The 26,025-nt window shown below is 64.0% G+C and carries 19 protein-coding genes; 12 read left to right on the top strand and 7 right to left on the bottom strand.

Annotation, left to right across the window (positions count from 1 at the left end; all coding sequences use genetic code 11):
• The first annotated feature begins 159 nt into the window (after positions 1–159).
• Positions 160–1,122, top strand: a complete 963-nt coding sequence (locus tag IVA91_RS31645; protein ID WP_247276672.1) for an amidohydrolase family protein — start codon at positions 160–162, stop codon at positions 1,120–1,122.
• Here the strand turns inward: IVA91_RS31645 and IVA91_RS31640 are convergent.
• The 3 genes from IVA91_RS31640 to IVA91_RS31630 all read right to left on the bottom strand — a co-directional run bounded on the left by IVA91_RS31640 (position 1,110) and on the right by IVA91_RS31630 (position 7,072).
• Entirely contained in the window at positions 1,110–4,241 is a 3,132-nt protein-coding gene (locus IVA91_RS31640) for a CusA/CzcA family heavy metal efflux RND transporter (RefSeq protein WP_247276673.1), read from the bottom strand. The two genes, IVA91_RS31645 and IVA91_RS31640, sit on opposite strands and share 13 nt — an antisense overlap.
• Positions 4,242–4,269: 28 nt before the next feature.
• Positions 4,270–5,514 (bottom strand): efflux RND transporter periplasmic adaptor subunit, encoded by a 1,245-nt coding sequence (locus IVA91_RS31635; RefSeq protein WP_247419285.1) that lies wholly within the window; start codon positions 5,512–5,514, stop codon positions 4,270–4,272.
• Between the two features lie 145 nt (positions 5,515–5,659).
• The gene (locus IVA91_RS31630; RefSeq protein WP_247276675.1) at positions 5,660–7,072 is read right to left on the bottom strand and encodes a CoA transferase; all 1,413 of its coding nucleotides are present in this window, start codon (positions 7,070–7,072) and stop codon (positions 5,660–5,662) included.
• 68 nt (positions 7,073–7,140) lie between these two features.
• Here IVA91_RS31630 and IVA91_RS31625 point away from each other — a divergent pair, with 68 nt between their 5' ends.
• Both IVA91_RS31625 and IVA91_RS31620 read left to right on the top strand, forming a co-directional pair.
• Positions 7,141–7,428, top strand: coding sequence for a hypothetical protein (locus IVA91_RS31625; protein WP_247276692.1), 288 nt, complete (start codon positions 7,141–7,143; stop codon positions 7,426–7,428).
• 177 nt (positions 7,429–7,605) lie between these two features.
• Positions 7,606–8,376 (top strand): SDR family oxidoreductase, encoded by a 771-nt coding sequence (locus tag IVA91_RS31620; protein WP_247276676.1) that lies wholly within the window; start codon positions 7,606–7,608, stop codon positions 8,374–8,376.
• Positions 8,377–8,525: 149 nt separating this feature from the next.
• On the opposite strand, the gene IVA91_RS31615 is transcribed toward IVA91_RS31620, so the two are convergent.
• The 3 genes from IVA91_RS31615 to IVA91_RS31605 are packed head-to-tail and all read right to left on the bottom strand — an operon-like array spanning position 8,526 to position 14,282.
• Positions 8,526–12,008 carry an error-prone DNA polymerase gene (locus IVA91_RS31615; protein ID WP_247276677.1) on the bottom strand — a complete coding sequence of 1,161 codons (3,483 nt, stop codon included), beginning with the start codon at positions 12,006–12,008 and terminating at the stop codon, positions 8,526–8,528.
• Positions 12,005–13,597 (bottom strand): DNA polymerase Y family protein, encoded by a 1,593-nt coding sequence (locus tag IVA91_RS31610; protein WP_247276678.1) that lies wholly within the window; start codon positions 13,595–13,597, stop codon positions 12,005–12,007. Before IVA91_RS31610 ends, IVA91_RS31615 begins: the two co-directional genes overlap by 4 nt.
• Positions 13,494–14,282 carry a DNA repair protein gene (locus tag IVA91_RS31605; RefSeq protein WP_247276679.1) on the bottom strand — a complete coding sequence of 263 codons (789 nt, stop codon included), beginning with the start codon at positions 14,280–14,282 and terminating at the stop codon, positions 13,494–13,496. The genes IVA91_RS31610 and IVA91_RS31605 overlap by 104 nt, the downstream gene beginning before the upstream one ends.
• Positions 14,283–14,445: 163 nt before the next feature.
• Between IVA91_RS31605 and IVA91_RS31600 the strand changes: the two genes are divergently transcribed.
• From IVA91_RS31600 to IVA91_RS31590, 3 genes are all read left to right on the top strand, one after another.
• On the top strand, positions 14,446–15,660 hold the full coding sequence (locus IVA91_RS31600) for a putative DNA modification/repair radical SAM protein (RefSeq protein WP_247460142.1): 1,215 nt from the start codon (positions 14,446–14,448) through the stop codon (positions 15,658–15,660).
• Entirely contained in the window at positions 15,660–17,102 is a 1,443-nt protein-coding gene (locus tag IVA91_RS31595) for a UdgX family uracil-DNA binding protein (RefSeq protein ID WP_247276681.1), read from the top strand. The genes IVA91_RS31600 and IVA91_RS31595 overlap by 1 nt, the downstream gene beginning before the upstream one ends.
• Before the next feature lie 98 nt (positions 17,103–17,200).
• Positions 17,201–18,829, top strand: a complete 1,629-nt coding sequence (locus tag IVA91_RS31590; RefSeq protein WP_247276682.1) for an inorganic phosphate transporter — start codon at positions 17,201–17,203, stop codon at positions 18,827–18,829.
• 155 nt (positions 18,830–18,984) lie between these two features.
• On the opposite strand, the gene IVA91_RS31585 is transcribed toward IVA91_RS31590, so the two are convergent.
• Positions 18,985–20,157, bottom strand: a complete 1,173-nt coding sequence (locus IVA91_RS31585) for a M20 aminoacylase family protein (protein ID WP_247276683.1) — start codon at positions 20,155–20,157, stop codon at positions 18,985–18,987.
• Between the two features lie 212 nt (positions 20,158–20,369).
• Between IVA91_RS31585 and IVA91_RS31580 the strand changes: the two genes are divergently transcribed.
• The 6 genes from IVA91_RS31580 (at position 20,370) to IVA91_RS31555 (ending at position 25,834) form a co-directional block, all read left to right on the top strand.
• A complete protein-coding gene (locus IVA91_RS31580; protein WP_247276684.1) occupies positions 20,370–21,989 on the top strand; it encodes a GMC family oxidoreductase N-terminal domain-containing protein in 1,620 nt (539 codons plus the stop codon).
• Between the two features lie 12 nt (positions 21,990–22,001).
• The gene (locus tag IVA91_RS31575) at positions 22,002–22,883 is read left to right on the top strand and encodes an alpha/beta hydrolase (RefSeq protein ID WP_247276685.1); all 882 of its coding nucleotides are present in this window, start codon (positions 22,002–22,004) and stop codon (positions 22,881–22,883) included.
• A gap of 228 nt (positions 22,884–23,111) precedes the next feature.
• Positions 23,112–24,056, top strand: coding sequence for a metallophosphoesterase (locus tag IVA91_RS31570; protein ID WP_247276686.1), 945 nt, complete (start codon positions 23,112–23,114; stop codon positions 24,054–24,056).
• A 14-nt stretch (positions 24,057–24,070) separates the two neighbouring features.
• A complete protein-coding gene (locus IVA91_RS31565; protein WP_247276687.1) occupies positions 24,071–24,406 on the top strand; it encodes a cupredoxin family copper-binding protein in 336 nt (111 codons plus the stop codon).
• 115 nt (positions 24,407–24,521) lie between these two features.
• Positions 24,522–25,070: a sigma-70 family RNA polymerase sigma factor gene (locus tag IVA91_RS31560; RefSeq protein WP_247276693.1), complete on the top strand. Its 549-nt coding sequence runs from the start codon at positions 24,522–24,524 to the stop codon at positions 25,068–25,070.
• Positions 25,067–25,834 (top strand): anti-sigma factor, encoded by a 768-nt coding sequence (locus tag IVA91_RS31555; protein ID WP_247448571.1) that lies wholly within the window; start codon positions 25,067–25,069, stop codon positions 25,832–25,834. Before IVA91_RS31560 ends, IVA91_RS31555 begins: the two co-directional genes overlap by 4 nt.
• Positions 25,835–26,025: the final 191 nt, after the last annotated feature.

Raw genomic sequence — 26,025 nt, 5'->3', positions numbered from 1 at the left:
CTGCTCGCCCGTCTTGACGTACCCGGTCGTGCGTGTTGACGGCTCACGCCCGCTTGCGGACCTTGTTGAGCAGCTATGCAGCGAAGTGGAGCGGCTTCCGGGCTGATGTGATACTGTCCCAGCCCTATTGCCAAAGATCGTATTACAGGGAGAGAAACCATGCTCAGCCGACGCGGCGTCCTGTTCGCCTCGCTTGCCGCCGGAGTAGCCATGACCAACAGAGCCAACGCCCGTGCGGCGCAGCCTGAGACGCCGATCAATTTCGATGTCCCGGCGCATGCCTGCGACTGCCACACCCACATCCATGGCGATGTCGAAAAGTTTCCGTTCTTCGCAGGGCGCGTCTACACGCCGGAGCCGGCGAGCCCCGAAGAAATGGCCGCGCTGCACAAGGCGCTGCATATCGAGCGAGTGGTGATCGTGACACCAAGCGTCTACGGCACCGATAATTCATCGACCTTGTTCGGCATGAAAGCACGCGGCGCGACCGCGCGCGGAGTGGCCGTGATCGACGACAAGACCACCGAGGCCCAACTCGACACGATGCATCAGGACGGATTCCGCGGCATCCGCCTCAATCTTGCGACCGGCGGCGTCAATGACCCCAATGTCGGCCGACCGCGCTTCACTGCCGCCGTCGAACGGATGAAGGCGCGCGGCTGGCACGTGCAACTCTACACCACGCTCGCCATGATCTCGGCGATCAAGGACCTCGTCGAGACGGCGCCGGTGCCCGTCGTGTTCGACCATTTTGGCGGTCTCGAAGCCTCGCGGGGCCTGGAGCAGCCGGGCTTTTCCGATCTCGTCGCGCTGGTGAAATCCGGCAAGGCCTATGTCAAGATTTCGGCCGCCTACCGGTCATCAAAGCTCGCACCCGACTATCAGGACATGGTGCCCTTCGCGAAGGCGCTGATCGCGGCGAACGCGGATCGCATCGTCTGGGGCACCGACTGGCCGCATCCCGATTCCAGCCGCGTCGAGGGACGCAAGCCCACCGACATCGCGCCGCTCTATCAGATCGACGACGGACGTCTGCTCAATCAGCTGCCAGTATGGGCGCCAGATGCGGACGTGCGCAAGAAGATCCTGGTCGACAATCCGGCGCGTCTCTACGGGTTCTGACGATCAGCGCGCGGGCGGGAGAAAAAGGAGATCAGGACCGGCAAGGTCACGAGGATCACGACCGGCGCCAGCATCATGCCGGTGACGACCACGACCGCGAGCGGCTTCTGCACCTGCGAGCCGATGCCGTCCGACAGCGCCGCCGGCAACAGGCCGACGCCGGCGACGACGCAGGTCATCAGCACCGGCCGAAGCTGCAATTCGCCGGTACGCACCACCGCGCTCATGCGGTCCATGCCTTCCTCGATGAGCTGGTTGAACTGCGACAGGATGATGATGCCGTCCATGACGGCGATGCCGAACAGCGCGATGAAGCCGATCGCCGCGGAGACGCTGAAGGCCGTGCCGGAAATCAAAAGGCCCAGCACGCCGCCGAAGATCGCCATCGGGATCACGCTCATCGCGAGCAGCGTGTCGGTCATCGAGCCAAAATTGAACCAGAGCAGGACGCCGATCAGCGCCAGCGAGATCGGCACCACGATCGACAGCCGCCGGATCGCATCCTGGAGGTTGCCGAACTCGCCGACCCACTCCATGCGCGAGCCGGGGGGCAGCTGCACCTGCTCGGCGATCTTTTGCTGCGCCTCGCGGATCGCGCTGCCGAGGTCGCGTTCGCGTACCGAGAACTTGATCGGCAGATAGCGCTCCTGCTGCTCGCGATAGATGTAGGCGGCGCCGGAGACGAGGCTGATGTTGGCGACCTCGCTCAGGGGGATCTGCGTGACGGTGCCGTTCGGTCCCGGCGCGCCGATCCGCAAATTCTGGATCGCCTCCGCGCTTCTGCGGTATTCCGGCGCGAGGCGCACGATGATCGGGAAGTGGCGGTCGCTGCCAGGCTCATAGAGATCGCCCGCAGTGTCGCCGCCGATTGCGACCTTGATCGTGGCGTTGATGTCGCCGGGGGCGAGACCATAGCGCGCAGCCTTGGCACGATCGATGTCGATCTGGATAGTCGGCTGCCCGAGCGAGGTGAACACCGCAAGATCGGTGACGCCCTGCACGGTGGCCAGCACCGACTTGATCTTGTTGGCGGTGTCGGTCAGCGCCTGGAGGTCGCTGCCGAACAGCTTGATCGAGTTCTCGCCCTTCACGCCGGAAACGGCTTCGGAGACATTGTCCTGGAGATATTGCGAGAAGTTGAACTCGACGCCGGGGAAGCGGTCGTCGAGCTGCTTGAACAGTTGCGCGGTCAGCTCTTCCTTGTCGCGCGTGCCGGGCCACTGGCTCGCGGGCTTGAGCGGCGCGAAGAACTCGGCGTTGAAGAAGCCGGCGGCGTCGGTGCCGTCGTCGGGACGGCCGTGCTGCGACACCACGGACTCGACCTCGGGCCGGGCGCGGATCACCTTGCGCATCTCGTTGACGTAAGAATTGCCTTCCTGGAGCGAGATGGTCGGCGGCAGCGTGGCGCGGATCCAGAGATTGCCCTCTTCCAGTTTGGGCAAAAATTCGAGACCCAGCAGCCGGCCGAGCGCAACCGTCATCAGCACGAGGCCGACGGCGCCGCCGAGCACGATGTTTCGATTGGCGACCGCCCAATGCAGCAGCGGCGAGTAAAGCCTGTGCAGGATCTGCATGATCCTGGTCTCGGTTTCCTCGACATGGGCGGGCAGGATGATCGCCGATAGCGCCGGGGTGACGGTGAACGTCGCAAGCAGCCCGCCCGCAAGCGCATATGCGTAGGTGCGCGCCATCGGCCCGAAGATATTGCCCTCGACGCCTGACAGCGTGAACAGCGGCAGGAAGGCCGCGATGATGATGGCCGCTGCAAAGAAGATCGAGCGCGAAACGTCGGCCGCAGCGCTGAGGATGGCATGGCTCTTCATGCCGAACAGCGTCTCATGCGACATCTGCTCGGCTTCCGACATCGGCGTGGTCTGGGTCAGGCGTCGAAAGATCGCCTCCACCATGATGACGGTAGCATCGACAATCAAGCCAAAATCAATGGCGCCGACGGACAGCAGGTTCGCCGATTCTCCGCGGAGCACCAGGATGATAACGGCGAAGAAAAGCGCGAACGGAATGGTGGCGCCGACGATCAGCGCGCTGCGCAAGTCACCGAGGAACATCCACTGCAACAGCACGATGAGCAGAATGCCGACCACCATGTTGTGCAGCACGGTGTGGGTGGTGAGCTCAATCAGGTCTCCGCGGTCGTAGATCCGCTCGATGCGCACGCCTGGCGGCAGGATGCTGGAGTTGTTGATGGTTTGAACGAGTTGGTGGACGCGCTTGATGGTCGGCGAGCTCTGCTCGCCGCGGCGCATCAGGACGATGCCCTGCACGATGTCATCGGAATCGTCGATGCCGGCAATGCCCAGACGTGGCTTCTGGCCAACGGTTACGGTGGCGACGTCCTTGACCAGCACCGGATTGCCGCCGGACTGCGCCACCATGGTGTTGGCGAGATCATCGATCGAGCGGATCAGGCCGACGCCGCGCACCACCGCCGATTGCTGGCCGATATTGACGGTGTTGCCGCCGACATTGACGTTGGAATTGCCGACCGCTTGGAGCAATTGCGGCAGCGTCAAGCCGTTGGCGACCAGCTTGTTGAAATCGACCTGGAGCTCGTAGGTCTTGCTCCTGCCGCCCCAGCCGGTGACGTCGATGACGCCCGGCACGGCGCGGAAGCGGCGCTGCAGGATCCAGTCCTGGATGGTCTTTAGGTCAAGCACGCTGTAGTTCGGCGGTCCGACGAGACGATACCTGAAGATTTCGCCGACCGGACTGAGTGGCGATATCTGCGGCTGCACGTTGCCGGGCAGCGGCGCGAGTTGCGCCAGCCGGTTCAGCACCTGCTGCAGCGCCTCGTCATAGGTATAGGCGAAGGAGAACTGGAGTTTGACGTCGGAGAGGCCGTAGAGCGAGATTGTGCGGATAATCGTGAGGTTCTTCAGGCCCGCGACCTGTGTCTCGATCGGAATCGTGATGTAGCGCTCGATCTCCTCTGCCGAGAGGCCCGGACTCTGCGTCACGATGTCGACCATCGGCGGGGTCGGATCGGGATAGGCTTCGATGTTGAGCTGGTTGAACGCGATCAGACCGCCGATCATGACGGCGACGAACATGCCGACCATCAGAAAGCGCCGATTGACGGCAAGGGCAACGAGACGATCCATCAGGTCTTCAGTTTTCTTGGGTCGTCGATCAGCTGCCGGACGCCGCGCGGTCGATGAACAGGCTGCCCCTGGTGACGATCTGCTCGCCAGGTTTCAGATTGCTAGTGACCTCGACGAGGTTGCCGTTGATGAGGCCGATCTTGATCTGGCGCAGCTCGACCGATTTGTCCTCGCGCGCGACCCAGATGCGGACCTTGTCGGCTTCATAGATCAAAGCCTGCTTCGGCACCGCCGGCGCGGCACGGTCGCCGGCCGAGTAGATCGTGACGTTGGCGAACATCTCCGGCTTGAGCAAGCCGTCCTTGTTGTCGATGGTGGCTCGGACCAGGAGGCGGCGGGTGTTGGGATCGATCGCGGCGGCGACGTAGTTGATCCTGGCGGTCAGCGGCCGCCCGGGCAGCGCCATCACGTTGACGGTGATGTCCTGACCGATGCACACCGCGGCCGCATCACTCTCGCGCACGAAGGCGGTGAGCCAGACCGTGGAGAGGTCGCCGATCACGAAGACCGGATCGCTGGCACCGGAACTGACGTACTGGCCAGGGCCGATCTTGCGCTGCACGACCGTGCCCGCGATCGGCGAATAGATCGTGATTTCCGGATTAATGACGCCCTTTTCCTGGAACGCCTTGATGGTCTCGTCGGTGAAGCCGAGGATGCGCAGCTTGTTGCGCGCCGCTTCTAGCGCCGTCATCGAGGAGCGCATGTCGTTCTGCGCCTGAACCTGGGTCGCCTCCGCCTGCTGATAGTCCTTCAGCGGAATGGCATGGCCCTCATAGAGGTCCTTAGCGCGCTTGAACTGGATGTCGGAGAGCTCAAGCGCCGACCTTGCCTTGTTCTGCGAGGTCATGGCCGCGACGAAATCGTTCTGAGCCTGCACAGTGTCGGCGGCCTCGATCGTGAACAGCGGTTGGCCTTGCTTCAGCATCTCACCCGGTTTGGCGAGCAGCTTGGTGACCCGGCCCGCATAGGGCGAGAACACCGGCGTCGAACGGTCCTCGTCGACCGCGACTTTGCCCTCGGTGACATACTCGGCCCGGAAGCTCTTGGCCTTGACCGGCTCGATCGTCAGCGTCGCCCATTCGGACGGCGTCGGTGTGAAGGTCTGCGCATTCCTGCGCGATTGGCTCGAGATTTCGGAGTGTTTCTTTTCCTTAGATCCCGAATACAGGAAGCCGTAGGCCCCGGCACCGGCGAGCGCTAGTAAAACTACGGAGGTGATCATCCGTTGTTTTGTAAGCACCTGCAATCGCTTGGTATTTTCAACCACCATTGAGCCCGGTCGTGTTTGCGACGATCTCGGCAAATGACTGCCTTATCGGTCGCGCTAATAGTGCTGAATTCCGATTTCAAACAACCTAAAAAACGCTGGGCGCCTCTTGGTCGACGTTAAAATTTCGCGATGTGTCAGCTTCATGTCAGCTTCGCGCCGGCCACTGTGCCGGATGACTGCCGAGCGGCATCGCCGGACGACTCCATTGTGCCGGCGTCGTCGATAGCACCGCCGAATGGCGCACCGCCTTCAACATGCCGAAGCCAGATGGCATGCTCTCGATGAACGCAGCATGTATGGCCTCCCCCGTAAGATCCGGGGTGTCCAGTCCGCCGTCAAGCCGGCCGAGATTCCACAGCCAGCGTCCGGTCTGCGCCAGCGACACGCGGACGTGCCAGCTGCCACCTTCGCGAGCCTGGCGCACTTTGGCCATCATGGCGCCGAACGCCATCAGATAACCGGTGGCGTGGTCGAGCATCTGAGCCGGCAATTCCTTGGGACCGTCGATGCCGGCGGCCTGTCCCTCCGCCTGGTTGAAGCCGGTCGCGGTCTGCACCAGTGAATCGAAGCCGCGCCGCTCTGCCCACGGACCGGCATGGCCATAGGCCGACAGCGTGACATAGACGATGCCGGGATTGGTTTGCGCTGCGTCCTCCGGCGCGAAGCCGAGGGCGGCGAGCGCGCGCGGGCGGTAGCCTTGCGAGAAGACGTCGGTGTCTTGCAACAGGGCGCGCAATTGCGCCCTGCCCGCCTCGCTTTTCAGTTCGATGAAGGTGGTAAGCTTGCCGCGGCCGGTGTCGATGGTGAGCCAGGGGATGGCGGGTAGTTCGGGCCCTGAGACGAGCAGCACGTCCGCGCCGTGCGCAGCGAGCGTGCGGCCTGCGACAGGGCCCGCGATGACGCGGGAGAGATCGAGCACGCGCAGGCCCGCGAGCGGACGATCGCTGTTCGACAATCCCAGGGGCCACGGTTTCGCCGGGGCCTCGCCGATCTTCTCGATCGAGACCAGCGGTAGTTCGGCGAGCGCCCACGCTTGCGGCAGCGCCGACCATTCGTCGTAGCTGCGCATCAGGGCAACGACGCCGCCCGCGGCGTAAGCCGCAGCCTCGAAATCCTCGCCTTTCCATTGCATGAGCGCCGCCTGCACCTTCTCGCGCTCGGGCACGCAGCCGAGTACCTTGCAGACGGCCTCGCGGTGATGCGGGAAATTGGTGTGGCAGCGGACGAAGCGGCCGTCGCCGGTTCTGTAGACGCCGGCGATGGCGTCCCAGGCCGGGGGCGGCGGCTTGTCGTCCACGCGCAAATAGCGCTCGGATCGGCATTCGACGACCGCATGACGCATGTCGACGGAGACGTCCTGCGCCTCACCGCTGCGCAGTCGCCAGATCTCCGCGGCGGCGAGGCCGGCGGCGGCGATCGTCGTCTGGCCGGCGACGGCGACGCGAAAGGAGGATGGGATCTGCGGCTCCTCACCGGTCAGCTGCACGCGGTCGAGCGCGGCGGCCTCGCCGCCTGCGGAGGTCCAGATGCTCTTGAGAATATCGGCCGGGCTTTGCATGGCCGCTTCTCTCCCTGCTCGTTTGCTGTACTTTTCGCGACCATGTCATGATCACAGAAAGGATTGCAATGGCCGCCGTCGATCCCCTCACCGCGGGTGCCGTGTTCGTCGCGACGGCGGCGACGGACGCGGTCTACGTGATGTTCACCTCGGCCGTGGTCGCGCGCAAGCGCGTGCCCGCCGCGACCTGGAGCGCGATCTGGTACCTGCTCTCGTCTTACGCCGTGATCAGCTACACCGAGAACGCCTTCTACGTCGCGTTCGCCGCGATCGGCTCCTGGGTCGGCGCCTACGTCTCGCTGACCTTCCTGCACCGCCCGCCCGGCGGCCCGCCGGTGGGAGCGGCGCTGGAGTGAATGGGCCCCGCCTCTCTCCGCGTCATTGCGAGGAGCCCTTGCGACGAAGCAATCCAGAGTGCTTCCGCGGATGCATTTTTGGATTGCTTCGCTGCGCTCGCAGTGACGAATTGGAGAGTTCAGCATATCTCCCAAAAGAGCTACACTCCCGGCACCAACAACAAGGAAAACCAGACAATGGATCTCGGTCTCAAAGGAAAGAACTCCATCGTGCTCGGCGGCACGCGCGGCATCGGGCGGGCGATCGCGGCGACACTTGCCGGTGAAGGCGCCAATGTCGCTATCTGCGCGCGCAACGCCGATCAGGTTGCGGCCACCGTGGCCGAGCTGAAGGCGAGCGGAATCCGTGCGACCGGCAGTCCAGTCGATGTCACCGACGGCGCGGCGCTGAAAGCCTGGATCGAGAATGCCGCAAAGGAGCTCGGCGGCATCGACATGCTGTTCTCCAATGCCGGCGCGATGGCGCAAGGGCACGACCCCGCGTCCTGGGAGCAGAATTTCCGGCTCGACGTGCTCGGTGCGGTGCATGCCTTCGATGCCGCGCGACCGTTCCTGGAGACAGGCGGCGCCAGCAGTGGCGACGCCGCCTTCGTCATCATCTCGTCGATCTCCGCGGCGCAAGCGGACACCGCCAGCTCCTACGGCCCGATCAAGGCGGCGCTGATCCACATGGCCAAGGGACTAGCGCGGCAATATGCCAAGAAGAAGATCCGGGTCAACGTGGTCTCGCCCGGCACGGTCTATTTCAAGGGCGGCGTCTGGGAGATGATCGAGCAGAACATGCCGGAGCGCTACAAGGATGCGATGAGCCGCAACCCGACCGGCCGCATGGCGACGCCGCAGGAGATCGCGAGCGCCGCGGTGTTTCTGGCAAGCCCGGTGTCAGGGTTCACCACTGGGTCCAATCTCGTCGTGGACGGCGCGATTTCGAACCGAGTGAATTTTTAGGGCACGGCATCATCATCGAAGAACTCGTAGGGAGGGCAAAGCGAAGCGTGCCCACCGCTTTCGCGACAGCCGCTGGAAGGTGGGCACGGCGCTTACGCGCCTTTGCCACCCGACGGCAGTAAGCGTGTGGCGGCATCTCGCGTCACATCTCAATGAAAATCCCGCGATGGCGGCAGGGTGCGGACGTTGCGGGGGTGGCGGATTTTCTGCGCCGGGCTATCCGCGTGAGCACGGGGATCGTCGTTGAGCGGCTCGACCAGGGCGGTGCCTGCCGGCACCGGATGCTTGCGGCTTAAGGCATCGTTGGCGAGACCTATCAGATCGTGCGAGCGGTCGATCATGCGCTGAGCGATGAGATGCGTCACCTTTTCAGGGCTGCTCTGGATGTAGCCTTCAACTAGGATGAGGCGCGCGCCCATCACCTCCTTGCGGTATTGCTCCATGATCTTGGGCCACACCACGACATTGGCGATGCCGGTTTCGTCCTCTAGCGTCATGAACACGACGCCGCTGGCGCTGCCCGGCCGCTGCCGCACCAAGACCACGCCGGCGCAGCGGACGCGGCGCCGCTCGTTCTCATGGCTGACATCCTTGCAGGCGATGACGCGCTCGCGCGAGAACATCTCGCGGAGGAATTCCATCGGGTGGCCCTTCAGCGACAGGCGGATGGTCTGATAGTCGGCGACCACTTGCTCGGCGCGCGGCATCACTGGCAGCGGCCTTGCGTGCTCGTCCGGCTGCTCGCGCGCGGTGGCCGCCTCGAACAGCGGCAGCGGCACGTCGTCGGGCAGCCGCCGCACCTGCCATAGCGCCTCGCGGCGGTCGAGCCCGAGCGAGCGGAACGCATCGGCATCCGCCAGCAGGATCAGCGCGCGCTTGGGCAGGCCGGTGTCGCGCGCAAAATCTTCGAGCGAGGTGAAGGGACGGCGGTTGCGGGCGGCGACGATGCGGTCGGCCCAGTCCTCTCTCCTGTCATTCCGGCGCGATGCGGCGGCGTCGAGCCCGGAATCCATTACGTCAGGCGTATGCGGCCCGACGGCTTCCGGGCTCGCGCCAAGTGGCGCGTCCCCATTGCGCAATTGCGCAATGGGGAATGACGACTGAGAGCACTTTAGCCTCTCCTCATCCTCGTCCAACCAGTGAAAGCCGTCGATCTGGCGGAAGCCGAGGCGCACGGCGCAGTATTTGCCTCTCCCCTGCTCCAACGTGTTCTGCGCAAAACTGTAGGACACGTCGATGTCGCGCACCTCGACGCCGTTCTTGCGAGCATCCCCGACGATCTGCGCCGGGGCATAAAAGCCCATCGGCTGCGAGTTCAAGAGGCCGCAGCAGAAGGCGTCGGGGTGGTAATGCTTCAGCCATGAAGAAATGTAGACGAGCTGCGCAAAGCTCGCGGCATGGCTCTCCGGAAAGCCGTAAGAGCCAAAACCCTTGATCTGATCAAAGCAGCTTCGGGCAAAGTCGGGATCGTAGCCGCGCGCGACCATGTTGCCGATCAGCTTGTCCTCGTATTTGCCGATGGTGCCGATATTGCGGAAGGTCGCCATCGAGCGGCGCAGGCCATTGGCCTCCTCGGAGGTGAATTTTGCCGCCTCGATCGCGATGCGCATCGCCTGTTCTTGGAACAGCGGGACGCCCTTGGTCTTATGCAGAACCTTGTAGAGCTCGTCCGCGGGACCATGCTCGGGCGATGGCGAGGGATAGCTCACTTTTTCCAGGCCGTTCCGCCGCCGTAAGTAAGGATGCACCATATCGCCCTGGATCGGGCCCGGACGTACGATCGCGACTTCGATGACGAGATCATAGAACGTCCGCGGCTTCAACCGCGGCAGCATGTTCATCTGTGCGCGGCTTTCGACCTGGAACACGCCGAGCGATTCCCCGTCGCAAAGCATGTCATAGACTTTGGGGTCGTCCTGCGGGACGCTCGCCAGCACCCAGCGCTCGCCCTTATGCTCCGCGATCAAATCAAAACACTTGCGGATACAGGTCAGCATGCCCAGCGCCAGCACGTCGACCTTCATCATGCTGAGCGCGTCGACGTCGTCCTTGTCCCATTCGATGAAGGTGCGATCGTCCATCGCGGCGTTGCCGATCGGCACATAGGTGTCGAGCCGGTCCTGCGTCAGCACATAACCGCCCACATGCTGGGAGAGATGGCGCGGGAATTCGATCAGTTCGGTTGCGAGCTCGACCGCGAGGTTGATCATGGGATTGTTGGGATCGAGCCCGGCCTGCCTGACTTGCATGTCGTTAAGACCCTTGCCCCAGCTTCCCCAGACGGTGTCGGCGAGCGCGGCAGTGACATCTTCGGTCAGGCCCAGCGCCTTGCCCACGTCGCGAATGGCACTGCGCGGGCGATAATGGATGACGGTGGCGATGATCGCGGCGCGGTGGCGGCCGTAGCGACGATAGACATATTGCATCACCTCCTCGCGCCGCGAATGCTCGAAATCGACATCGATATCGGGCGGCTCCAGCCGCTCCTTGGAGATGAAGCGCTCGAACAACAGATCGACCTTGGTCGGATCGACCGAGGTGATGCCAAGCACGTAGCACACGGCCGAGTTCGCCGCCGATCCCCGCCCCTGGCACAGGATATTCTGGCTGCGCGCGTAGCGCACGATGTCGTGCACGGTGAGGAAGTAATGCGCGTATCTCAGCTCGGCAATCAGCGTGAGCTCTTTCTTCAGCGTAGCGTACAGTTTCTCGTCGATTTTGGTGATGCCGCCGAAATATTTGTCGACACCGGCCCAGGTCAGATCCTCAAGATGACCTTGCGCGGTCTTGCCCGGCGGCACCGGCTCGTCCGGATATTGGTATTTGAGCTGATCGAGCGAGAAGTCGATTGCATCGGCAAAGCGCATGGTCTCCGCGATCGCCTCGGGGAAATCGCGGAACAGCCGCGACATCTCCTGCGGCGCCTTCAAGAACCGCTCGGCATTGGCTTCCAGCTTCCGTCCGACCGCTTCGATCGTGGTCTTTTCCCGGATGCAGGTCAGCACGTCCTGGAGAGGACGGCGCGCGGGATGATGATAGAGCACCTCGTTGGTCGCGAGCAACGGCACTCTTGCTTTTGCCGCGAGATCATCGAGCCGCGCCAGCCGGCGCCGGTCGTCGCCGCGATAGATCAGGCTCGCCGCCAGCCACACGCCCTCGGCGCGGCTGTCCTTGAGTTTTGCAAGAACATCCAGCGCCTGTGCGGGTTCGAAACGATGCGGCAGCGTCAGGACCAGGAGCTGGCCTTCTGAAAACTCGATGAGGTCGGCGAAGGTGAGACGACACTCGCCCTTCTCGATCCGCGTGATGTCGTCGCCGCGCTTGCCCTTGGTGAGAAGCTGGCACAGCCGACCATAGGCCCCGCGGTCACGCGGATAGACCAGAATGTCCGGCGTGCCGTCGATGAAGACGATGCGCGCACCGATCAGGAGTTTCGGCTTGTGCAGCACCTCGGCATTGTCGAGCTCCTTGTAGGCGCGCACCACGCCGGCCAGCGTGTTGTGATCGGCGATGCCGATCGCGGGAATGCCGAGGATGCTGGCCTGATGCACATAGGCGCGCGGATCCGAGCCGCCGCGCAGGAAGGAAAAATTGGTGGTGATGCCGATCTCGGCATAGGCAGGCGTATTCATGCGAAGAGACCGTGCACATACCAGCCGGGAGAAGCGGGTTTGCCGTCGTCGTCGAACACCTCCCCCTCATAAAGACCGTCGCGAAAGATCCAGAAGCGCAGGCCTTCGGCATCCTCGATGCGGAAATAGTCCCGCGTGAGCTGCTTGCCGTCCTGCCGCCACCATTCCATCGCGATGCGCTCGGGCCCTTCCACCCGCACCACCGCATGCAGCGCGCGGCGCCAGGTGAATTGATGCGGCGGGCCGTCCGGCACGGTCGCAAATGGCACCTTGATCGGCTCCGGCTTGTCGAACAGCCGCAAGGGACGCAGCGGCGGCTCGTTCTCGGCCCGCGCAGGCCATTCCGCCTGCATGGCGGCGGCGAGATGATGCTGCGCCGGCGCGGCTACAACCGCGCATTCAGGGATATGGGTGTCCTGCGGCAGGTGCACGACGACACGCTTGCCGCCGATGCGCGCGGCAATGCGGTCGATCAGTGCGGCGATTTCGTCATTGTCGTGGGCATGGGCATCGAGATCGCGCTGCTCCTGCACCACGATTTCTGTACGGTTCGCCGACAGCCGCACCATGTCGAAGCCGAAGCCAGGATCGAGCGGATCGGCGAGCGCATCGAGACGCTCGCGAAACAGCCGGTCGATGACCGCGCTGCGCGTCACCGGACGCCCGGTCTCGACCGTAATCGCGCGCACCACGCCGTCGGTGCGGAAGAACGCGGCTTCCAGGCGTCGCGCGCCCTTGCCCTGCTTCTCCATGGATGCGATCAACGTGTCGGCAAGCCGCGACAGCGTCATCGCGATCATGGTGTCGGTCGCGATCGGCTCGGCGAAACGTTTTTCCACGATGTAGTCGGGCAGCGGTTTTCGCGGGTTGATCGGCGCATCGCCCTGCCCCAGCGCATGCGCCAGCAGCGTGGAGAACCGGGCGCCGAACCGCGCCGTGATCTCGCTCGGCGAGCGCGAGGCGACGTCGCCGATGGTCTTCAAACCGGCGCGACGCAAGCCTGTGGTGATGACTTCACCTGCACCGAGCGCGGAAATCGGAAATCGGCTGATCGCCTCCGCCTCCTCGCCATCGGCCACGATGGTGCCCGTGGCCTGCCGCGTCAGCGTGCGTGCGCAGATCGAGGTGCCGGCGATCGCCGCGCTGATGGCAAACCCCTGCCGGGCCAATGCGCGAACCAACGTCCGTAACAACGCGGCCTCACCACCGAATAGATGCGCGCAGCCGGTGATGTCCAGAAACAGGCCGTGCGGCGGATCGAGCGCCACCAGCGGCGTGAAGCGGTCGCACCAGTCCGCGACATCGCTCAGCGTCTTCGCATCGGCCACAATATCGGCGTCGAACACTTTCAGGTCCGGACACATCGCCCGCGCATTGGCCAAGGGCTGACCTATATACAGGCCGAGGCGCTCGGCGGCCTCGTCGAGCGCATGGATCACCAGCGCATTGTTGTCCTTGATGACGACGATGCTTGGATCATTGCTCTTATGCAGTCCGACGTTCCCAAAGAACCGCTGAATCCGGTCGATGGGCAGGCGTGGCAGCCACAGGCTGAGAATACGTCGACGGCTCACTGAACTGGCACTCATCACATTTCCATTCCATGGTCCACCGGCCACATGGGCCATGACGATTGCGCAAGAGCTCGGCATCGAAGCGCGGCGCGCCCCAGGCACTCGACACCGGGCCCGGCGGTGAATGCGCTGCGCGCAGCATCCATCGTGTTTCCGCGGTCGAGGGCAGCGGCTGCGCCGCCATGCGCAGCAAGAGCCCGGTGACACCGGAAGCTTGCGCGGCCAGCGTCAGCTTGCGGCTCGCCACGAGATCGAACTGCCTGGTCTCGCCCCAGAGCTCGAGCACCAAGGCCCCCAGCGCATCGCAGGCAAGCGCGTCGGCTGAGCTGCGCAGTGCGCTCTCGACATCAGCGGCGCGCACCATCACCACGCGGCGCGGATCGAGACCGAACTCGGCGAGCCCGCTCATCGACAGCGCGCCGGTTTCGATTTCCGAAAAATCCTGCCGCACCCACAGCAGCGGCCGGCGCGCCGAAACGCGGCCCGCAAGCCCCATGACAAAGCCCGTTGCGGCCGTCCCCTGCCGGCCCTCACAAAACACCTCATGGATCGCCGCACGTGCGAGCCCGCCCTTCAGCGCGCTGTCCGCCTCGCTGTGGCCGAGCGCGACGCGATCGCGCTGATGCACGACCTCCGCCGTCTCGATGCGCTCGATCTGGCTGCGCAAGGTCGCAAGCGCGCTTCTGCGTGCGCCGCTCATGCTCGCCGCTCCTTCAGGGGTGATTGCCGGTGGCTCTCAAAAAGAGAACCAGCGGCTGGCTCATTTGTTCATGATATGTTCTAATATAAAGCTAACGCCGCCCTGGGAGTCAATCGAATTGGCGCGCTTTAGGATTCATGAGTGGAATCAAAGAGATTCAAACATGGACGTACAACGCAAGCTGGAAATCCTGGCGGATGCTGCCAAGTACGACGCATCCTGCGCCTCCAGCGGCACCGAGAAGCGGGATTCCAGCGACGGCAAGGGCATGGGCTCGACCGCGCCGGGCATGGGCATCTGCCATTCTTACGCGCCGGATGGACGCTGCATCTCCCTGCTCAAGGTGCTGCTGACCAATGCCTGCAATTACGATTGCCTCTATTGCGTCAACCGCGCCTCCTCCAACGTGCCGCGCGCCCGCTTCACCATCGACGAGGTCGTCAAGCTGACGCTCGACTTCTACCGGCGCAATTACATCGAGGGCCTGTTTCTCTCCTCCGGCATCATCCGCAGTCCCGATTACACCATGGAGCAAGTGGTCAGCGTCGCGCGAAAACTGCGCGAGGAGCATCACTTCCGCGGCTACATCCACCTCAAGACGATTCCCGAAGCCGACGATGCGCTGATCGCAGCAGCCGGCCAATATGCCGACCGTCTCTCCATCAACATCGAGATGCCGCAGGAGACGAGCCTCAAGCAATTCGCGCCGGAGAAGGACGTGCGCGCGATCCGCCGCACCATGGGCCGGCTGCGGCTCAAGCTCGATGAAGCCGAGGAAGGCCGCAGCGCGAAAACGAAGGCCAAGCCGCAGCGCTTTGCGCCGGCTGGGCAAAGCACGCAGATGATCGTCGGCGCCGACACGGCCTCCGATCACACCATTCTCCACACCAGCGCCAATCTCTACGGCGCCTATTCCGCGTTCAGCCCGATCCCCGACGCCAGCCGCGCCCTGCCCTTGCGCGCGCCGCCCTTGCTGCGCGAGCACCGCCTCTATCAGGCCGACTGGCTGATGCGGTTCTACGGCTTCGACGTCGGCGAGATCGTCGACGACAGCGCGATGCTGCCGCTCGACATCGATCCAAAGCTCGCCTGGGCACTGCGCCACCGCGACCGCTTTCCGCTCGATGTCAACCGCGCCAGCCGCGAGGAATTGCTGCGCGTGCCGGGCTTCGGCACCAAAGCAGTCGAACGCATCATCGCGACGCGGCGCACGACAATGATCCGCCTCGCCGATCTCGCGCGGCTGCACGTGCCCCGGCACAAGGCGCTGCCGTTCATCGTCCTCAGCGATCACCGCCCCTCACCGCATTGTCTCGACGAGGCGCGGCTGATCGAGCGGTTCAAGCCAAAGGCGACGCAACTGGGATTTGGCTTCTGATGCAATTCATCACTCTCGATCATGAAACCGATTTCGAAGGCTGGCGCAAAGCCGCACGTAGCCTCGTGCTTCACCGCGTCAGGCCAGCCGATGTCACCTGGGCCGTGCAGGGAGGCGAAGCGGAGCTGTTCGCGCCGCCCTCGCCGTCTCTGCTGCCGGAGGGCAGCGATAGCACCTTCAACGTCTCCGCGAAATTCGTCGAGCTCGCCAAAGCGGCAATCCTGCACCGCGACCGCGAACGCTTTGCGATCCTCTATCGCCTGCTATTTCGGCTGAAGGACAATCACGATCTCATCGAGGTCGCAACCGATCCCGATGTCGCGCAAGTCACGGCCATGGCGAAGGCAGTCTACCGCGACGAGCACAAGATGCATGCCTTCGTGCGCTTCCGCGAAATCGGCAGGGAACGCCAGGCGCATTACGTCGCCTGGTTCGAGCCGGAACATCACATCGTCGAGCTCGCCGCGCCATTTTTCGCCAAGCGCTTTGCCGACATGCCCTGGTCGATCCTGACGCCCGACCTCTGCGCGCATTGGGATGGCCACGCACTCTCGTTCACGCCGGGCGTCAGCAAGAGCGAGGCGCCCGGCGAAGACCGTCTGGAGGAAACCTGGCGGCGCTATTATGCCAGCATCTTCAATCCGGCCCGGCTCAAGGTGAAGCCGATGCAGGCCGAGATGCCGAAAAAATACTGGAGGAACCTGCCCGAGGCTTCGATCATTAAGCCCTTGATCGAGGACGCCGAGCGCATGACCGGCGCCATGATCGCCAATGCCGCAACCGATCCGCACAAGCCTCAGAAGCGGCCGGAGGCTCCGATGAAACGCAAAACCACAACCGACGATCTCGACGCGCTTCGCGAGGAGGCCGCGCATTGCCGCGCCTGCCATCTCTACAAGGACGCGACCCAGACGGTGTTCGGCGAGGGCCCGAAGTCCGCCAACATCATGCTGGTCGGCGAGCAGCCCGGCGACAAGGAAGACCTCGCCGGCCATCCCTTTGTCGGCCCGGCCGGCCAGATGCTCGATCGCGCGCTCGAGGAAGCCGGCGTCGATCGCAAGAAGGTCTATGTCACCAATGCCGTCAAGCACTTCAAATTCGTGCCGCGCGGCAAGATCCGCCTGCACCAGAAGCCGAATACGCCGGAGATCCGGGCGTGCCGGCAATGGTATGAGCGGGAGCTGGCGGCCGTTCAGCCCGATCTCGTCGTCGCGATGGGCGCCACCGCCGCGCAAAGCGTGTTCGGCAAGATCACGCCCATCGGCAAAAACCGAGGCCGGTTGATCGACCTTCCCGACGGGCGCAAGGCTTTGGTGACGGTGCATCCGTCTTATCTGCTGCGGCTGCCCGATCCCGAGGCCAAGGTGCTGGAATATCAGCGCTTTGTCGAAGATTTGAAGATCGCGGCCGGCTTGCAGAAGAAGGCTGCACGGGCTGCTTAAATACTGGCAGGAAGGCGGCTTTCACGCCTTGGTTGTCATCCAGCCTTCAAATCCATCGCGGACAATACCCTTACCTGAAGGTTAAGGGGCGTCCAGAGATGACCGATGTAGCATTCGACCGCGCCGTAACAGATCGCGCGCCCGTCCAGCAGGCGTCGCGGCCAAATCTCGACAAGGGCTTCAATCCGCTGACGCTGATCCTGTTCTTCGGCATCCTCGCCGCGGGCGCGCTGTTCGTCGCCTACAGCATCTATGTCGACATCAACGCGACCGGCACGCGGGTGACGACCTACCTGCCCTACATCCTCCTATTCGTCGCGCTCCTCATCGCGCTCGGCTTCGAGTTCGTCAACGGCTTCCACGACACCGCCAATGCGGTGGCCACCGTGATCTACACCCATTCGCTGCCGGCCGAAGTCGCGGTGATGTGGTCGGGCTTCTTCAACTTCCTCGGCGTGCTCTTGTCCTCCGGCGCGGTCGCGTTCGGCATCGTCTCGCTGCTGCCGGTCGAGCTGATCCTCCAGGTCGGCTCCAGCGCCGGTTTCGCCATGGTGTTCGCGCTTCTGATCGCCGCGATCCTCTGGAATCTCGGCACCTGGTTCTTCGGCCTGCCCGCCTCGTCCTCGCACACGCTGATCGGCTCGATCATCGGCGTCGGGGTCGCCAACGCCGTCATGCGCGGCCGCGACGGCACCTCCGGCGTGGACTGGAGCAAGGCGACCGAGATCGGTTACGCGCTGCTGCTGTCGCCGCTGTTCGGCTTCATCTGTGCCGCCGTGCTGTTGCTGCTGCTCAAGTTCATCGTGCGCAATCCGTCTCTGTACGCGGCACCTGAGGGCAACAAGGCGCCGCCACTCTGGATCCGGGGCCTGCTGATCCTGACCTGCACCGGCGTCAGCTTCGCCCACGGCTCCAATGACGGCCAGAAGGGCATGGGCCTGATCATGCTGATCCTGATCGGCACCGTGCCGACGGCTTACGCCCTCAACCGGGCGCTGCCGGAATCTCAGGTCGCCCAGTTCCAGAAGGCCTCCGAGGCTGCCTCCAAGGTGATCTCGGCGAAAGGCGCCGGCCACAGCATCATCGGCGATCCTCGCCCGGCGGTGACGCAATACATCGCCCTGCACGAGCTCAACGATGGTACCTATCCCTCGCTCGCCCTGCTGGTGAAGGACGTTGGCGATCAGGTCGCTCGATACGGCACGTTGAGCAAGGTACCCGCCGAAGCCGTCGGCAACACCCGCAACGACATGTACCTGACCTCGGAAGCGATCCGCTTCCTGATGAAGGATAAGGCGAACGATCTCAACAAGGACGAGATCGCGGTGCTCAACACCTACAAGGGCTCGCTCGACGCCGCGACCAAGTTCATCCCGACCTGGGTGAAGATCGCAGTCGCCATCGCGCTCGGCCTCGGCACCATGATCGGCTGGAAGCGCATCGTTATCACCGTCGGCGAGAAGATCGGCAAAAGCCATCTCACCTATGCGCAGGGAGCCTCGGCCGAGCTCGTGGCCGCCGCCACGATCGGCGCGGCCGACGTGTTCGGCCTGCCCGTCTCGACCACTCACGTGCTGTCGTCCGGCGTCGCCGGCACCATGGCGGCCAACGGCTCGGGCCTGCAATGGTCGACCATCCGCAATCTGCTGATGGCCTGGGTGCTGACGCTGCCCTGCGCGATCATGTTGTCGGCCACGCTCTACGTGATCTTCTCGCGGATGTTCTGAGAAGAACGACACTTCATAAATGCGGATGGCCGGGCCTTAGCCCGGCCATTTGCATTCAAGATTGTCATTCCGGGGCGGCTCGAAGAGCCGAACCCGGGATCTCGAGATTCCAGGTCTGATCCTGCGGACCATCCCGGAATGACGACTCAGAAGCCTTAAGACGCCGCCAGCTGTTCCTCGACCAGCTTGACCCAGTAGGACGTACCGAAGACGATCGCCTCGTCGTTGAAATTGTAGGCGGGGTGATGCAGGCCGGCGCTGTCGCCGTTGCCGCAGAAGATGAACGCTCCAGGCCGCGCTTCCAGCATATAGGCAAAATCCTCGCCGCCCATCAGCGGCGGCATCTCGTGCACGTTGGCGTCCCCTGCGACCTGCTTGGCGATGCGCCTTGCCACCTCGGTCTCCGCAGCGTGGTTGTTCACCACCGGATAATTGCGCTTGTAGCGCAGATCGATCTTGGCGCCGGTGATCTGCGCCACGCCGGCCACAACTTCGCGGACGCGCTTCTCGACCAGCTGGCGCACCTCCGGCGACAGCGTGCGGATAGTGCCCCTCAGCGTCGCCGTCTGCGGAATGACGTTGCGGGCATTGCCGGCGTGGAACTCGCAGATCGAGATCACAGCCGATTCCAGGGGATCGACGCTGCGCGCAACGATCGATTGCAGGGCAGTGATCACCTGTGCACCGACCAGCACGGAGTCCACGCATTTGTGCGGACGCGCGGCATGGCCGCCGACGCCCTCGATCAGAATGTCGACCTCGTCGGTCGCCGCCATGATCGGTCCCGGCCGGATCGCAAACGAGCCGATCGGGATGCCCGGGCCGTTGTGCATGCCATAGACCTGCTCGATGCCGAAACGCTCCATAAGGCCATCCTTGACCATGGCCTCGCCGCCGGCGCCGCCCTCCTCGGCCGGCTGGAAGATCACCACGGCATCGCCGGCGAAGTTGCGGGTCTCGGCCAGGTAGCGCGCCGCACCCAGCAGCATCGCGGTGTGGCCGTCATGGCCGCAGGCGTGCATCTTGCCCGGGTTCTTCGAGGCGTAAGGCAGGTTGGTCTGCTCCTCGACCGGGAGCGCGTCCATGTCGGCGCGCAGACCGATCACCTTGAGCCCGTCGCCGGCCGGCTTGCTGCCTTTGATGACGCCGACCACGCCGGTCTGGCCGAGGCCAGTCACGACCTCATCGCAGCCGAACTCGCGCAGGCGGTCAGCGATAAATGCTGCGGTGCGGTGAACCTCGTACAGCAGCTCCGGATGCTGATGGATGTCCCGGCGCCAGGCCTGAATATCCGGTTGGAGGTCGGCGACGCGGTTCACGATAGGCATGGAGGATCTCAAGCTTTTTTGGGAACACAGGATTGTCCTACCATGCAAGCGCCGGTCCACCTAACTCCGGCGGATCGAAGGTAACCTGTCCTTTCGTCATGGCCGGGCTTTTAGCCAGCTTGTCTTGGCCATCTACGTCCGACTATTACGACAGAAAGCGCGTGGATGGCCGGGACAAGCCCTGGCATGACGCCTGTTGGGATGGACGCAGAATGCCAAGACGGCTCGAAGGTGAGTTTGACTACATTATCGTCGGAGCCGGCACCGCGGGATGTATCGTCGCGAACCGGCTGTCGGCCGATCGCAACAACCGCGTCCTCATCCTCGAAGCCGGCGGCGACGACAATTGGATCTGGTTCCACATCCCGGTCGGCTATCTCTTCGCGATCGGCAATCCGCGCTCGGACTGGATGTTCAAGACTGAAGCCGAGCCGGGCTTGAACGGCCGCGCGCTCGCCTATCCCCGCGGCAAGGTGATCGGCGGCTGCTCGGCGATCAACGCCATGATCTCCATGCGCGGACAGGCTGCCGACTACGACCATTGGCGCCAGCTCGGGCTGACCGGCTGGGGCTATGGCGACGTGCTGCCGCTGTTCAAACGGCTGGAGGATCATTTCCTTGGGCCGAGCGAGCATCATGGCACAGGAGGCGGCTGGCGCATCGAGGCGCCGCGACTGTCGTGGGACATTCTCGACGCCGTTGGGGACGCCGCCGAGGAGATGGGCATCAAGCGCATCCCGGACTTCAACACCGGGGACAACGAAGGCACCAGCTATTTCCACGTCAACCAGAAGCGCGGCCGGCGCTGGTCGTCGGCGCGCGGCTTCCTCAAGCCCGCGCTGAACCGTCCCAATCTGCGGCTGGAAAAGCATGTGCTGGTCGACCGCCTGGTCATCGAGCAGGGCCGCGCCGTCGGCGTGCGCTTCATCCAGAATGGCGAGATCATCGAGGCGCGCGCCAAGCGCGAGGTGATCCTCTCGGCCGGTTCGATCGGCTCGGTGCAGGTGCTGCATCGCTCCGGCATCGGCCCCGCCGACTGGCTTTCGCCGCTCGGCATCGACATCGTCGTGGACCGGCCCGGCGTCGGGCGCAACTTGCAGGATCATCTCCAGCAGCGCGCGATCTACAAGGTCGAAGGGGTGCGCACGCTGAACGAGACCTATTACAACCTGTTTCGCCGCGGCCTGATGGGGCTCGACTACGCCTTCCGCCGCCGCGGGCCGCTGACCATGGCGCCATCGCAGCTCGGCATTTTCACGCGCTCCGATGCGACGCGCGCACGCGCCAACATCCAGTTTCACGTGCAGCCGCTGTCGCTCGACAAGTTCGGCGATCCCCTGCACCGCTTCCCCGCGATCACGGTGAGCGCGTGCAATCTCCAACCGACCTCTCGCGGCACCGTGCGGCTGCGCTCGGCAACGCCTGAAGAGAAGCCGATCATTGCGCCGAATTACCTGTCGACCGACGACGATCGCCAGGTCGGCGCCGACGCCATCCGCACCACGCGACGCCTGATGCAGCAGAAGGCGCTGGCAAAATACCGCCCGATCGAATATCTGCCCGGCCCCACCGTCGGCGACGACGATGCCTCGCTTGCGAAGGCTGCCGGCGACATCGGCACCACCATCTTCCATCCCGTCGGCACCGCGAAGATGGGCGCGGCGAACGATCCGATGGCGGTGGTCGACGAACGCCTGCGCTTCTACGGCCTCGGCGGTCTTCGCATCGTCGATGCCTCGATCATGCCGACCATCACCTCGGGCAACACCAACACGCCGACCGCGATGATCGCGGAGAAAGGTGCGGCGATGATTTTGGAGGATGCGAAGTAGCATCCGGCCACCATGATCAATTCGTACCGCTTTTCAATCGGCCCAGCCGACGCGCAGATCGCCATGTTGCAATGGGGCGAGAGCGGGAAACCACCTGCCCTGCTCCTGCATGGCACTGGCTTCGTCGCTGACGTCTGGGACGAGGTCGCGCGCGAGCTTGCATCGACCTACACCGTCTATGCGCTCGACCGCCGCGGCCATGGCGCCAGCCACAAGCCCGGCGCCTATCACTTCCTGGATTACGCCGATGACGTGAGCCGGGTGATCGAGACACTCGAGCTGCGCGACGTCTATGGCATCGGCCACAGTGCTGGTGCAACCGACCTACTCCTCGCGGCAAAACTTCGTCCCGGATGCTTCACGCGCCTGTTCGTGATGGAGCCGACCGTGATGGACCCGCGCGCGGCGCGCTCCGGCGCATTGAGCGACGAATCCCTTTCCCGCGTGCACGGCACGCTGCGGCGACGGGCCGAATTCGAGAACGCTGCGGCCGTCTTCGCGCGCTACCGGGCGGCGCCGGCATTTGCGGATTGGACCGAGACGTCGCTTTGGGCTTACGTGCGCCACGGCTTCGTGCCGCTCGACGACGGCCGGGTAAAGCTCTGCTGCACGCCGGAGATCGAGTCGGCAATCCTGTGTCCGATCTACGAGGCGATGGAGCAGGTTTACGTTGGCGATGCCCGCGGCAATCCGTTTACCTCGCTCACCGAGATCGACTGCCCGGTGCGCGTCACGACCGCCGCGAAGTCGGGGCCGATCTACAAGGAAATGTCGGCGCGCGCCGTATCGCTGATTCCGCGCGTCAGTACGTTGGTCTTCGATGATGCCGGGCATTGCGTGGCGCAGGAAGTGCCGCAGGCCGTGGTGCAAGCCGTGAGAGATTTTTCAAAGTAAGTCTCGTGCCGGACGCGGCGCAGATGCGCCGCCGAGCCGGGGCCCATCTCACGGCGCACCGCGCGGCTTTCAGGGTCCCGGCTCTGCAACGCATCACCAAGAGGTGCTGCGTTGCGTCCGGGACACGAGAATTTCCCCCTCACGAAATCGTCATCGCATTCGGGAATAAGACGCTTCCTTCCCCGATCACCTTCCCGAAGCCCAATTCCGGGCGAGAGGAGATGCGCGATGAGCGGACACGATCACGGGGACGACGGTGTCAGCCGCCGCAAGGTGCTGGAATGCATGACCTGGGCCGGCACCGGGGTGCTCTGGACCATCACCGGCGGCGTGCCGCGCTCGTTCGGCATCATCGATAGTGCGCAAGCTGCTACCGCGGCCGCGCCCGGCATGACCTTCCTCCAGATCAGCGACAGCCATGTCGGCTTCGACAAGCCGGCCAATCCCAACGCGCTCGGCACGCTGGAGGAAGCCGTGGGCAAGATCAACGCCATGCCGGTCAAGCCGTCCTTCATGATCCACACCGGCGACATCACGCATCTGTCGAAGGCCGCCGAATTCGACAATGCCGAGCGCATCATCTCGCAAACCAAGCTCGACGTGCATTACGTGCCGGGCGAGCACGACATCATCGACGAGGAGGTGAAGCTCTATCGCGAACGCTACGGCCGTGGCACCAAGGGTCGCGGCTGGTACTCGTTCGACGCCGGCGGCGTGCACTTCATCGGCCTCGTCAACGTCGTCGACCTCAAGGCCGGCGGCCTCGGCAATCTCGGCGCCGAGCAGCTCGCCTGGCTCGAGGACGATCTGCGCGGCAAGTCAAAATCGACTCCGGTCGTGCTGTTCGCGCACATCCCGCTCTGGACCGTCTATCCCGAATGGGGCTGGGGCACCGAAGACGGCGGCCGCGCGCTGGAATACGTCAAGGGGTTCGGCTCGGTCACGGTGCTCAACGGCCACATCCACCAGGTGATGCAGAAGGTCGAGGGCAACGTCACTTTCCACACTGCGCGCTCGACCGCCTTCCCGCAGCCGGCGCCGGGGGCCGCTCCCTCACCAGGACCGATGAAGGTCGAGAACGCCAGGCTCCGCTCCATGCTCGGCGTTGCCAGCATCAACTTCAAGCAGAACGAGCAGCGCCTCGCCATCATCGACACGCCGCTCCAGGGCTGAGAGAAAAGCTGATCATGAAGACACTCAATCGGCGCGACTTCGGTGTCGACTTCGGTCTCGCTTTGGCCGCGGCCATCCTGTTGCCCACAACAGCTGCCCGTGCCGACGAGACGGAGGTGCATATCGATAATTTCGTTTTCCAGCCGGCCGAGCTCACGATCAAGGTCGGCACCACCGTGACCTGGACCAACCGGGACGACATCCCGCACACCGTGGTGTCGGCCGGCAAGTTCAGGTCCAAGACCCTGGACACCAAGGACAAGTTCTCGTTCACCTTCACCAATGCGGGCGACTACAAATATTTTTGCTCGTTGCATCCGCACATGACGGGGATGATCAAGGTTGAGTAACGTCTCCAACCAAGGCACCCACGTCTTGCCCGGCCGGTTGTCCCACGCCGGCCGGGCTCAGACCTATTCGATCACGGCAAAAGAAGTGGCAAAGCAAAAGGCAAAGCGAGGAGCGATGCCCGGCACCGACGATTTGCAGAAGGCGCTGCGCTTCCGCGAAGCGGCGCTGCCCTATCTCGACGACGTCTACACGCTCGCGCGCTATCTCTTGCGCGATGCCTCCGACGCCGAGGACGCGGTGCAGGAGTGCTATCTGCGAGCGCTGAAGCACTTTGACAGCTATCATGGACCGGCGATGAAGCCGTGGCTGTTCGCGATCCTGCGCAACGTCTGCAACGCCGAATATGCGCGGCGCGCGCATTCCCACAGCGCGATCGAGGAGACGCCCGGCGCCGCCGAGCAGACACCAATCTGGCAGGAGAGCGAGGCAAGCCCGGAAACCGAAGTGCTGCGCAGCCGCGATGCCGGCGCGATCCGCAAGCTGATCGACGCGCTCGCCGAACCGTTCAAGGAAACCTTCGTGCTGCGGGAGATCAACAATCTTTCCTACCGTGAAATCGCCGAGGTCGTCGGCGCGCCCATCGGTACCGTGATGTCCCGCCTCGCCCGCGCCCGCGCCATGCTGCGCGCGGCCTGGAATGTGGAAGAGGAGCACTCAAGATGACTTGCGAAGAAGCGAGGAACCTGCTTCACGCGCTGCTCGACAATGAGCTCGATGCGGGCCATGCGCGCGAGGTCGAAGCCCACATCGCAAGCTGCCCGGACTGCGCTGCGGAGTTCGCCGCGCAGCGCGACATGCAACGCGTGCTCGCCCACGCCAGTTTGCGCTACACCGCGCCCGCAAGCCTGCGCAGCCGGATCGAGGCCTCGTTGCCCGAGCCGCAGCGCCAACAACCAACCCGCCGCTCCGTGCTGCGCGGCTTTGCAATGGGCTCAGCCGTCTCCGCGCTTGCTGCTTCGGGCATCGTCGCGGTGGTGCTGCGCCAGGACGACCAGCAGCGTATCCTGTCGGAGGTCGTCTCCGCGCATCTGCGCTCGCTTCAGGCCGGTCACCTTACCGACGTGCTTTCCACCGACCAGCACACCGTCAAGCCATGGTTCAACGGCAAGCTCGACGTCGCCCCGCCCGTGATCGACCTCACCGCGCAGGGTTTCACGCTGGTCGGCGGCCGGCTCGACTATATCGATGCGCGCGCCATCGGCGCCGTCGTCTACCGGCGCCGGCAGCACGTCATCAACCTGTTCGTGTCGCAGACATCGAACGCGGAATATCGCGCGCCAAAGACCGAAACCATGCAGGGCTTCAACTGCCGTCGTTGGGGCAATCGCGGCCTGAACTTCTGGGCCGTCAGCGATCTCGGCGCCGACGAGCTCGCCGAGTTCGTCGACAGGTTCGAGGCGGCGATCAAGGCGAATGTGGAGGGATAGAAGGGTCTCGCCGTCACTGCGAGAGCGTAGCGACGAAGCAATCCAGGTTCTTTCCGCGGAACGATCCTGGATTGCTTCGCTTCGCTCGCAATTGTGCATGTTCACTAATTCGCTGATTGGATCGCTCCAGCGGAGGACGATCCGATGCGCGACAACAGCTATGACCGGACGATTGAGCGCAACTATCTGCA

Origin of the sequence: Bradyrhizobium sp. 153 (assembly GCF_023073835.1) — a bacterium.
In the GTDB taxonomy this organism is placed as follows: Bacteria; Pseudomonadota; Alphaproteobacteria; order Rhizobiales; family Xanthobacteraceae; genus Bradyrhizobium.
The sequence above is the reverse complement of the archived record's forward strand: the minus strand, read 5'-3'. Positions and strand labels throughout refer to the sequence as shown.